The following is an 11,266-nucleotide window of genomic DNA, read 5'->3' as shown; positions in this document are numbered from 1 at the left end:
CGCCCAGTATACTGCCCGCCATGCAGAACCCTCAGGACATTCTTCAGCACGTCTTCGGCTATCACGACTTTCGCGGCCAGCAGGAACGCATCGTCAACGCCGTTATCGAAGGCCAGGACGCCCTCGTGCTCATGCCCACCGGCGGCGGCAAATCCCTCTGTTATCAGATTCCTGCTCTCGCCCGATCGGGCACCGGTATCGTCATCTCCCCCCTGATCGCCCTGATGCAAGACCAGGTGACCGCTCTGCGGGAGCTGGGCGTGCGCGCCGGTTTTCTGAACTCCACCCTCGCCTGGCCCGATGTAGTGGACACCGAGCGGGCCCTGCTCGATGGTGAGCTGGACCTGCTGTACATCGCCCCGGAACGACTCATCCAGCCGCGCACCCTTGATCTNCTGCACCAGGCCAACATCGCCCTGTTTGCGATTGACGAGGCGCACTGCGTGGCCCAGTGGGGGCACGATTTCCGGGCCGACTACCTGCGTCTGGATCTGCTGCACAACGAATTCCCCCAGGTACCGCGTATCGCCCTGACCGCCACCGCGGATATGCGCACCCGGGAAGAGATCATTGAGCGGCTGCAGCTCGAAGAGGCCCGGCAGTTTATCGTCGGCTTTGACCGGCCCAATATTCAGTATCGGGTGCAGCAGAAAGACAATCCGCGCCGCCAGTTGCTGGGTTTTCTCAAAGACGAGTACCCCCAGCAGGCGGGCATCGTCTACTGTCTGTCCCGCAAAAAAGTGGAGCAGACCGCCGAGTGGTTGCAGAAAGAGGGGTTTAACGCCCTGCCTTACCACGCGGGCCTGCCGGGGAACCTGCGGGAAACCCACCAGAGCCGATTCCTGCGCGAGGACGGCATCATAATGGTGGCCACCATCGCCTTCGGCATGGGCATTGATAAACCCGATGTGCGCTTTGTCGCCCATCTGGATCTGCCCAAAAGCATTGAAGCCTACTATCAGGAAACCGGCCGGGCCGGACGCGATGGCCAGCCCGCCACGGCGCTGCTGCTGTACGGGCTGGAGGATGTGGTGAAGCTGCGCCAGATGATGGGCGCGTCCGAAGGCAATGACCAGTTCAAACGCCAGGAGCAGCAGCGCCTGAGCGCCATGCTGGGCCTGTGTGAAGTCACCAGTTGCCGACGGCAGATTCTGCTGCGCTATTTTGGCGATACGCTGGATGAGCCCTGCGGCAATTGCGACACCTGCCTGACCCCGCCCCAGACCTGGGATGCCACCGAGGCGGTGCAGAAGGCACTCTCCTGCGTGTACCGCACCGGCCAGCGTTTTGGCGCCACCCATATTGTCGATGTGTTGCGCGGCAGCAGTAACGAAAAAGTGCTGNCTCAGGGGCATGACAAGCTGTCCACCTACGGTATTGGTCAGGATATGAGCGCCGATGAGTGGCGGGCCGTGTTGCGCCAACTGGTCGCGGCCGGTTATCTGGATGTGGACCCGGAAGGCTTTGGCGGGCTGCAACTGACCGAGAGTTGCCGACCGATTCTGCGCGGCGAGCAGCGGGTGCACCTGCGCCGGGATATCCGTACCCGCAAGCCCACCAGCACCCGCACCGCCCGTCGCCCCGATGCCGATATTACCGAGGCGGATCGTCCTTTGTGGGAGGCGTTGCGCGCCTGCCGGCGCCGGCTGGCGGAAGAGCACGGGGTGCCTCCCTACGTCATTTTTCACGATGTGACCTTGCGGGATATGTTGGAGCGACGGCCCCAGACCCCGGGTGAGCTGCTCGATGTCAGCGGTGTGGGGGACAGCAAGCTGGAGCGCTTTGGCGCCGACTTCCTCGAGGTGCTCCAGGGCACTCCGGAGGCTGTGGAGCACGCCCAGTGACGGCAGACGCCGGGGCGAACCGCGGTGCGCTCTGGCTGGTTGTCTGGGCCGGCGTGGTCTTCGGCTACGCGGCCTCCTGCGTGCTGGGTGGACCGGCCTCGGACGAGGGCTTCCACGCGCATCAGATCTGGCACTACTACGTCGGGGGCAACGAGCCCTTTGACACCATCACCACGCCCACCTTCTATCACCAGATCATCGCCTCGGTGATGAACCTGATCGGNTACTACCACGATTATCTGCTGCGCCTGGTCAANCTGCTGGTGGCGCTGTGNCTNTTGCCGGTGTTTNACCGCATGGTGCGNCGTTATCGGCCCGCCACCGCCTCGGCCCGNACCGCGCAACTNTTGTTCGCACCGCTNATATTTCCCTATTACTTTCTGGTCTACACCGACCTGTGGGCACTGCTGCTTNTTGCGCTCAGNTTTCTGGCGGTGCTTGANCGCAGGCCCTGGCTGGCAGGCNTGTTTGGTTTCGGGGCGGTGTTGATCCGNCAGGATGCCATCATCTGGCTGGGGCTNGCCTACCTGTATATGGCCACGGAACACCTGACGCTGAGTCGNCCTTTTGCNTGGCGTGCCGTGCTTCGGGATGCGNTGCTGCGGGGGGCGGTTTTTCTGGCGCTGTTTGNNGCGTTCATCGGTTTTGTGNTGATCAACGGTGGNGTGGCGATCGGGGACAGNGGCAGCCACCCNATGATGCGNTTCAACCTCAGNAACCTCTATGGCTTTCTGTTCTGTGCCTGGNTGCTGTTTCTGCCCTTGTGCCTTCAGCAGNTGCCCCGCATTGTCCGNCTGNTGCGGCGCCCCTGGGTATGGGGGCTGCTGCTGGNGGCGTTCGCGNTTTATATGAGCTTNTANNCGAACGANCACGGTTATAACCGNACNCANTACACCTTCTTTGTGCACAANGGCTGGCTGCATCTGCTGGAGGAGTATCTGTGGCTGCGTGGGCTGCTNTTTGTGCCCATGGCCTGGATGGCGCTGACGCTGGCGGTCATGCCCTACCCGGATCGGCGCTGCTACTGGTTGTTGCTCATTGCGCCTCTGGCCGTGGTGGCGCACCCGATGGTGGACCCGCGCTACTATTTNCCGGCNTATCTGCTGATCAANCTGTGGCGACCCGCGCTGCCACAGGGAGTGGAGCTNGCGACGCTCGCCGGATACATTCCCCTGGCGGCGTTTNTCATGTATGGCACGGTAACCGGGCTATTTTTCCTGTAATCCAGTGGCCTACCTGAGCAACGCCTCATATCCTTCGCGGTAGCTTGGATANCGNAATTCGTAGCCGCTGGCTCTGAGCNNACGATTGTNGCAGCGCTTGCCGAGGCCGCCGTCATCCGGAGCAAAGCGCGCCTGATCCACTTTCATCTGCATGGCCAGCCAGTTGACCACCTCCGCCATGGGGGCGGGCTCGTCGTCGCTCGCCAGATACAGTGATTCTATGGGGCGTCCCTGGCGATGGCGTTCAATCAGGTGCGCCATCACCCCGGCGCAATCATCGGCGTGGATGCGGTTGGTGTAGCGGCCGCTCAGGGTGGCTCGGCCCTGGCGCACCAGCGTCTGCATGCGGTCCCGGCCGGGGCCGTAAATNCCGCTGAAGCGCACAANGCAGTGCTCGAAACCGCTCCGGGCAATNATCTGTTCNGCNTCCAGCAGACGNTCGCCGCTGGCGCGGCTTGGCTGGGTTGGGCTNTGNTCATCCACCCACTCACCGTCGCTCTGGCCATAGACACCGGTGCTGGACACATACAGAATCAGNCGNGGCNCGGCTNCGGTGGCGTTCAGCCCGGCCATCAGATGCTCGCAGGTTTGCACATAGGCCCGGCGGTAGCCTTCATCGCCGCGCTCCGAGGGGGTCATGGTCACCACAATCACGTCAAAGCCCTCGGCCAGAACCTGCTCAAGTGCGACCGCATCGGCGGTATCCACCGCCCGGTAATGGAGGCTCTCGGTGTCGGCGGGCGGCTGGCGGCGCAGACCGGTGACCCGGTACCCCAGGGGCGCCATGCGCTCCGCCAGGCGACGGCCCAGATCGCCGCAACCGACAATCAATAGTTTCTGGCTATTTACCTTTGCGTCTTCGATCATAACAGGGCAAACTTGTGGTCAGATTATCGGAGTGCCGGGCGGTTCCGCCGGGCGTCAGAGCTACTACGGGATCAGCATGACCTTAACAGAACTGCGCTATATCGTAACCCTCGCTCAGGAACAGCATTTCGGTCGCGCGGCCGAGCGCTGTTTTGTCAGTCAGCCGACCCTCAGCATCGCGGTCAAGAAACTGGAGGAAGAACTGGGGGTTGCCCTGTTCGAGCGGTCCAAGTCCCGGGTCCAGGCCACACCTCTGGGGGAGAAGATCGTCGCCCAGGCCAATCTGGTGCTGGAGCAGACCGCCGCCATCAAGGATATCGCCAACGCCGGCAAGGACCAACTGAGCAGCCCCCTGCATGTGGGGGCCATATTTACCATCGGTCCCTACCTGTTGCCGCACTTTATCCCTGAACTGCAGAAGATTGCCAGCAAAATGCCGCTGTACGTGGAAGAGGGTTACACCGCGACGCTGCGCCAGAAATTGCGCAAAGGCGAGCTGGACGTGATCATTGTGGCCCTGCCCTTTACCGAGGCGGACGTGGTGACCCAGCCGCTGTTCGACGAGCCCTTTGTCGTGTTGATGCCCCACGATCATCCGCTGGCCGAAAAGGAGGCGATCCACCCCGACGAGCTGGACGCCGAAAATGTCCTCCTGCTCGGCGAGGGACACTGCTTCCGGGATCAGGTGCTGGCCACCTGCCCGAACCTGCAGTCGTCCATGGACGACCCCCACAGCCGCATCCGCACCGCCGCCGAGGGCAGCTCTCTGGAAACCCTGCGCCATATGGTGGCCTCCGGGCTGGGGATCACCATTCTGCCGATGTCTGCGGCGGTCACGGCCAACTACTCCAACAACATGTTGGTGACGCGTCCCTTTACCCAGCCGGCACCGAGTCGCACCGTGGCCTTGGCCTGGCGGGCCAGCTTCCCTCGCTACAAGGCCATTGAGGCACTGCGCAAAGCCATCAATATGTGCCGGCTCGCCGACGCCAAATAACCGGAGCGCTGCGTGACCAAGGACCCGGCCAACCTGGATCAAGTATCCGTCACCGCCCTGAAAGGCGTCGGTGGCAAGTTGGCGGAAAAGCTCGGCAAGCTGGGGATCAACACCCTTCAGGATCTGCTGTTTCATCTGCCGCTGCGCTACCTGGACCGCACCCGGGTGACCCCCATCGGGGCCCTGCAGCCCAACGTCAATGCCGTGATTGAGGGTGAGATTCGGGCGGTGGATGTGGTCTACGGACGCCGCCGCAGCCTGGTCTGCCGACTGCAGGACGGCTCGGGCACCACCACCCTGCGGTTTTATCACTTCTCCGGCGCCCAGAAGCAGCGCCTGACTCCGGGTACCCGTCTGCGCTGTTTTGGCGAGAGCCGTCGGGGCGCCTCGGGTCTGGAGTTCTATCACCCGGAGTATGAATTTCTCGACGGCGCCGAGGCCGTGGCCCTGGATGACCGGCTGACCCCGGTTTATCCCGCCACCGAGGGGCTCACCCAGCAGCGCATCCGCGCTCTGGCCAGCCAGGCCCTGACCTTTCTCGATCGACANCCGCTGACCGAGCTNCTGCCNGANGATCTNCGNCGNGAGNTGGATCANGTNCCCNTGGCNGATGCCCTGCGCTACCTGCACGCGCCGCCCCGGCNGGCGGATGTGGCGCGGCTGATGGACGGNACCCATCCCTANCAGCAGCGNCTGGCGTTTGAAGAGCTNCTGGCNCATCACCTGAGCCTGTTGGTACTGCGTCAGCAGACCCAGGCGGAGGGTGCGCCCTCGCTGGCCCCGGATCCGGCGCTGCACAAACAGTTTCTCAGCCAGCTGCCCTTTCANCTGACGGGNGCGCAGCAGCGGGTCAGCCGGGAGATTGCCGAAGATCTGGTCAAACCCATCCCCATGTTGCGCCTGGTTCAGGGGGANGTCGGTTCGGGCAAAACCCTGGTGGCGGCTCTGGCGGCGCTGACCGCCGTGGCCAGTGGCTATCAGGCGGCGATCATGGCGCCGACGGAAATCCTGGCCGAGCAGCACCGCAACAACTTTGGCGNCTGGCTTGAGCCTTTGGGGATTGAGCTGGGCTGGCTGACCGGACGGCTGACCGCCGCCCGGCGCCGGGAGCAATTGGCCCGCCTGGCAAGCGGCGAGGCGAGGGTTGTGGTGGGCACCCATGCGTTGTTTCAGGAGGAGGTCGAATTTGCCAATCTGGGGCTGGTGATTATCGACGAGCAGCATCGCTTCGGGGTGCACCAGCGCCTCGAGTTGCGNCAGAAAGGCAGTCGCACCGGGCTGCGNCCCCANCANTTGATCATGACCGCCACACCCATCCCCCGGACCCTGGCGATGAGNGCCTANGCCGATCTGGATACCTCGGTGATTGATGAGTTGCCCCCGGGCCGCACGCCGGTGACCACGGTGGTGATCAGCGAGCAACGCCGTCCGGAAGTGATTGAGCGGGTCAGCCGTGCCTGTGAGCAGGGCCGNCAGGCNTACTGGGTCTGTACGCTGATTGAGGAATCCGAAACNNTGGCCGCCCAGGCGGCGGANGCCACNGCGGAGAACCTGGCGGCTGCCCTGCCGCACCTGCGGGTAGGGCTGGTGCACGGTCGGCTCAAGGCCAAGGAAAAAGAGGCGGTGATGGCGGCGTTCAAGGCGGCGGAGCTGGATCTGCTGGTGGCCACCACGGTGATCGAGGTGGGNGTGGATGTGCCCAACGCCAGTTTGATGATCATCGAAAATCCCGANCGACTCGGCCTGGCNCAGTTGCANCAGTTGCGCGGNCGGGTGGGGCGNGGCTCCGAGGCCAGTCACTGCGTTTTATTGTACGGCTCGCCGCTNTCGCGCCAGAGTCGGGAGCGNCTGGCGGTGATGCGCGATTCCAGCGATGGTTTTGTGATTGCCGAGCGGGATCTGGAATTGCGCGGCCCCGGTGAGGTGCTGGGCACCCGGCAGACCGGGGAGATGCAGTTCCGGATNGCGGATCTGCAGCGCGATGCCGATCTGTTACCCCGCGTNCAGGCGGGNGCCCAACAGCTGCTCGGTCGGCACCCGGCGCTGTGCAATGCCATCATGGAACGTTGGNTGGGGGATAACCGACGATATTTTCAGGTATAAGACGCCAAACTGTGCACCAGTCGACANCGGTCCGGCGGACATCGACTAAACTGAANAACAGATACAGCCCGCGNCTGGCGGGCTTCAATAAACAGAACCTGTGCATAAAACGCTTGATCAAGCGCCCGGCTTCTTACACACTGAACGTCACATTGGAGTCGTAANTTTCGGCGACACTGGCCGAAGCCAGATCAAGAACGGGCGTCTGTTGAACAAAAAGGAGTCAAACGTGCCGCTACCCACCAGCGTNGAATCGTTGCTGAACAGCCAAAATATNCACTATGACCTGGCCACCGCCCCGGTGGATNCCAACAATCAACCGCTGTGGCACGANCAGCATCTGCGCAATGTCGGGGCCGCCAAAGCGGTTCTTCTNGAAGANGAAAAAGGTCGCATCCTCGCAGTGATTTCCGCCGACACGCTGCTCGATCTGAACGCCGTCAATCGGCAGATGGATCGGGAGCTTCGGGCGACCAATCAGGNTGCGGTGCGTCAGTTCTGTGATACCTACAGCCTGCAGTCGGTGCCCGCGCTGCCCAANCTGGCCGGTCTNCCAACGNTGGTGGACAAACAGTTGNTNNGCCGGGAAAGNCTGCTGCTCGACTCCGGNGACGATNCCCAGTTGTTGCACATCAACCGGGATGATTTTCAGCAGGTTCTNGAAGACGCCATCATCTGTGATATCGCCACGCCTCTGGACCCACTGGAAGTGGATATCAGTGCGGAGCGGGATGAGGAACAGATTCTCGGNGCGGTGCGNAACTTTACGCANCTNCGNANNCGGCAGCGCCTGGAGGAAACNCTGGANNTGCCGCCNNTGTCCGAAACGGCGCAGCGGATCATCAACCTGCGGGTGGANCCCAACGCCGACATCAGCGACCTGGCCCAGGTGGTGGAAACCGACCCGAGNCTGGCCGCTCAGGTGGTGAGCTGGGCGGCTTCGCCCTACTATTCCGCCCCCGGCAAAATCAAATCCATNCACGANGCCATCGTCCGGGTACTGGGCTTTGATATGGTGCTCAACCTGGCNCTGGGNCTTGCCCTGGGACGAAGCCTGAGCATGCCCAAAGACGGCCCGGAGGGGTATCTGGGTTACTGGCAAAAGTCGGTGTACATGGCGGCCACCATTGAAGGGTTGGTGACCGCGATTCCCCGAGAGCAGCGNCCCACGTTCGGCATGGCTTACCTGTCCGGTCTGCTGCATAACTTCGGCTTCCTGATTCTCGCAGAGCTGTTTCCCCCCTACTTCAGTCAGTACTGCCGGATGACCGAAGCCAATCCGCACAGTACGCACCAGCCGATCGAACGACACCTGTTGGGNGTGACTCGCGAGCAGCTCGCCAGCACCCTGATGTCGCTCTGGTCCATGCCGGACGAGGTGGTTGTTGCCTTGCGTCACCAGAACAATCCCCGCTACCAGGGCGAGCACCACCAGTACGCCAAATTGATTTATGTCGCCGAACGGTTATTGCTTCAGCAGGGCGTGGGTCTGGGGCCGAAGCTGGAAATCCCGGCCTCGGTGTTTGCCGATCTGCACCTCGATCCGGACAAGGCTCAGGCGACCGTCACTAACGTGATGGAGNCCCTGGACGATCTGGACCACATTGCTTTACAGCTCAGCCCCCGCTAACCGCCGTCGCCACCATCGTTAGCGCGGGGCCAACCACCAAGGTGGCTCCTTCAGTCGAGAGAAGACGCTATGTTGNACCCGTCAGGGATCGCCAAGGCGGCCCGTATTCTGGCAGAACGACGTCGCAGTGGNGTTCAGGCGGAACGCCTGCCCAAGGANTGTCGCCCCGAGGATCTTGAGTCTGCCCTNGCCATTCAGGCCGAGGTCACCCGGGATCTGGGGGCGNAGNTCGGTGGCTGGAAATGCCTNGANCCACCGCCNGGCCGCCTGGTGGTGGCACCGATTCATGCNGAGGACATTCACCGGGGNNCCCCGGTTTCNGTNTGGGCGCCGGAGGGNTTTGCGCGGATTGAGCCGGAGTTGGCTTTTGTGCTGGGTCGGGNCCTGCCGCCCAGAGANTACCCCTACAGCGATAGCGAAGTGGATCAGGCCATTGCCCACACCCACNTGGTNCTCGANNTGATTCACAGCCGNTACGCNGATCCGGCCGANGCGGCGTTTCCCGANATGNTGGCTGACGGCCTGCTGAATCAGGGNNTGTTCATCGGCCCGGAAGTGGACCCGGAGTTGGCNCTGGANGCGAGCGAGCTNCCCATNACNCTGCACACCCGCAGCGCNGGNCCCGAGCACCACCAGGGGCGCCATCCCAANACCCNGCCTCGGGCGCCGCTGTATTGGCTGGTGGANTTCCTGCGCAGCCGAGGGCANGGNATGAAAGCCGGTGANATCATCATTACCGGCTCCTATGCCGGNGTGCTCGAGGCGCCNATGGANGAGCCGGTGCGGGTCCAGTTCGGTGAGCTGGGGGAAATCAGCGTGTCATTNAAGGCNCGCATTGAAGCGTGATTCAGGGNCGGAGANACGCCGGATGAAAGCCGACNAGTTACCCGAANAACCCAANTTTTCCTGTGATATTCCNCTGCGNTGGGGNGATATGGATGCCTTNGGGCACGTCAATAACACGNTGTATCTGCGCTATTGCGAAGANGCNCGTTTNCAATGGTTGTCCCGNGCTGGCATCACGCTGGCGGCGGANAGCTACCCGGTGGTGGTGACCGTNGGATGTACCTTNCTGCGNCCGGTGGTNTACCCGGCGACCNTCCGTATCGACTGCTACGCGGCGGAGCCGGGNCGCTCCAGTTTTGTGGCCTNNTACNNGCTNTATACCACCGACAACCTNGAACANCCCTGCGCNGAAGCCCANTCCAAGGTGGTCTGGGTCGGTGCCGANGGNAAATCCCGNCCNNTGCCCGANTCCGTTCGGGCGTGGTTTGCCTCCTGATTGAGTNGTGAGCGTCAGTCCTCGTTGGAGATCGGGNGCTCGAACTGCTTCCGGTCGAGCAGCTTTTCGCTGTTNGCCACCACCGTCGACACCATCGCATCACCGGTCACATTGACCGCGGTACGCACCATATCCAGCANCCGGTCCACCCCGATGATCAGCGCGACGCCNTCCACCGGCAGGCCGGCCTGCTGCAACACCATCGCCAGGGTGATCATCCCGACGCCGGGCACCCCGGCGGTCCCGATCGACGCCAGGGTCGCGGTCAGCACCACCATCAGNTAACCCATCAGGCCGATATCGATACCGTACACCTGGGCGATAAANGCNGTNGCNACGCCCTGCATGATGGCGGTGCCATCCATATTGATGGTGGCNCCCAGCGGCACNGANAANGANGCCACCCGGTTGTCCACCCCNAGNTCCTGTTCCACNGTNCGCAGGGTNACGGGTATGGTCGCNTTGCTGGANGCNGTACTGAAACCGAACACCATCACCGAGCGCATCTTGCGCAGAAAAATCGCCGGACTCAGCCCCGTGAGCAGTTTGAGCAACAGGCTGTAAACCCCCAGCCNCTGNANGAGCANCACAAACAGCAGGGTAAAAAAGTACAGGGCCAGGTCGGCGATGGCGCTCCAGCCCAGATCGGCAAACAGTTTGGCGAGCAGACAGAAGACACCGTAGGGCGCCAGGTGCATCAGAATCATCACCAGCTTCAGGACCACCGTGTTCAGGTGCCCGAAAAATTCCTGCATGTAGTGGGAGGCTTTGTGCTCACTGCGGGAGATGGCGATGCCGAGCAGCAGGGCAAAGACGATGATCTGCAGCATGTTGCCCTCGGCCATGGCCTCCACCGGGTTACTGGGGAAGATGCCTACCAGGGTGTCTTTCAGGGACGGCTTGTCGGCGACTTCAAACTCCTCGACTTCACCGGGCATGTCAATGCCTTCCCCCGGTTTCACCAGTTGCCCAATGCCCAGGGCGAGGGTAATGGCCACCGCCGTGGTGGCCAGGTAGAGGCCAATGGTCTTGATCGCTAGGGCTCCCATGCGGCTGTGCCCTCCCAGCGCGGCGCTACCGCACACCAGAGAGACGAATACCAGCGGAACCACCAACAGGGTCAGGGAGGCGATAAACACTTGGCCGACGCCATCGAACAGACCCCGGGCCAGCCAGGCGCGCAGAAAATGATCCTCGGAGGGTGCGATCAGGTGAATCAGCACCCCCGTGCCGACACCGAGAATCATGGCGAGCAGAATGCGTTTGGTCAGGGTCATAGCGGACTCTTATCGGTATAAAGAATCGGCCATTAAAGCAATC

The 11,266-nt window shown here is 62.5% G+C and carries 7 protein-coding genes and 1 pseudogene; 6 read left to right on the top strand and 2 right to left on the bottom strand.

Annotated features, from left to right (window positions below; all coding sequences use genetic code 11):
• Window positions 1–20 precede the first annotated feature (20 nt).
• Window positions 21–1,844: a DNA helicase RecQ gene (recQ, locus tag CMG77_RS05110; protein WP_286903705.1), complete on the top strand. Its 1,824-nt coding sequence runs from the start codon at window positions 21–23 to the stop codon at window positions 1,842–1,844.
• Window positions 1,841–3,067: a Dol-P-Glc:Glc(2)Man(9)GlcNAc(2)-PP-Dol alpha-1,2-glucosyltransferase gene (locus CMG77_RS05105; protein WP_286903704.1), complete on the top strand. Its 1,227-nt coding sequence runs from the start codon at window positions 1,841–1,843 to the stop codon at window positions 3,065–3,067. Before recQ ends, CMG77_RS05105 begins: the two co-directional genes overlap by 4 nt.
• A 9-nt stretch (window positions 3,068–3,076) precedes the next feature.
• Here CMG77_RS05105 and CMG77_RS05100 read toward each other — a convergent pair whose 3' ends face one another.
• Complete coding sequence (locus CMG77_RS05100; RefSeq protein WP_286903703.1) at window positions 3,077–3,934, bottom strand: SDR family oxidoreductase; 858 nt, start codon at window positions 3,932–3,934, stop codon at window positions 3,077–3,079.
• 76 nt (window positions 3,935–4,010) lie between these two features.
• Here CMG77_RS05100 and CMG77_RS05095 point away from each other — a divergent pair, with 76 nt between their 5' ends.
• From CMG77_RS05095 to CMG77_RS15780, 4 genes and pseudogenes are all read left to right on the top strand, one after another.
• Entirely contained in the window at window positions 4,011–4,931 is a 921-nt protein-coding gene (locus tag CMG77_RS05095; RefSeq protein ID WP_024461613.1) for a hydrogen peroxide-inducible genes activator, read from the top strand.
• A gap of 12 nt (window positions 4,932–4,943) precedes the next feature.
• Entirely contained in the window at window positions 4,944–7,034 is a 2,091-nt protein-coding gene (gene recG, locus CMG77_RS05090; protein WP_286903702.1) for an ATP-dependent DNA helicase RecG, read from the top strand.
• Window positions 7,035–7,134: 100 nt separating this feature from the next.
• Window positions 7,135–8,664 (top strand): aminoacyl-tRNA deacylase and HDOD domain-containing protein, encoded by a 1,530-nt coding sequence (locus CMG77_RS05085; RefSeq protein ID WP_502691749.1) that lies wholly within the window; start codon window positions 7,135–7,137, stop codon window positions 8,662–8,664.
• Between the two features lie 745 nt (window positions 8,665–9,409).
• Window positions 9,410–9,946: pseudogene (locus tag CMG77_RS15780) on the top strand (acyl-CoA thioesterase).
• Between the two features lie 14 nt (window positions 9,947–9,960).
• Here the strand turns inward: CMG77_RS15780 and CMG77_RS05075 are convergent.
• The gene (locus CMG77_RS05075; RefSeq protein WP_286903700.1) at window positions 9,961–11,223 is read right to left on the bottom strand and encodes a dicarboxylate/amino acid:cation symporter; all 1,263 of its coding nucleotides are present in this window, start codon (window positions 11,221–11,223) and stop codon (window positions 9,961–9,963) included.
• Window positions 11,224–11,266 lie beyond the last annotated feature (43 nt).

The organism is Marinimicrobium sp., from assembly GCF_002695945.1.
Taxonomy (GTDB): domain Bacteria; phylum Pseudomonadota; class Gammaproteobacteria; order Pseudomonadales; family Cellvibrionaceae; genus Marinimicrobium; species Marinimicrobium koreense.
The sequence above is the reverse complement of the archived record's forward strand: the minus strand, read 5'-3'. Positions and strand labels throughout refer to the sequence as shown.

Coding starts and splice junctions, on each gene's coding strand:
- CMG77_RS05095 (WP_024461613.1), top strand. CDS start 4,011: ATGACCTTAACAGAACTGCGCTATATCGTAACCCTCGCTCAGGAACAG.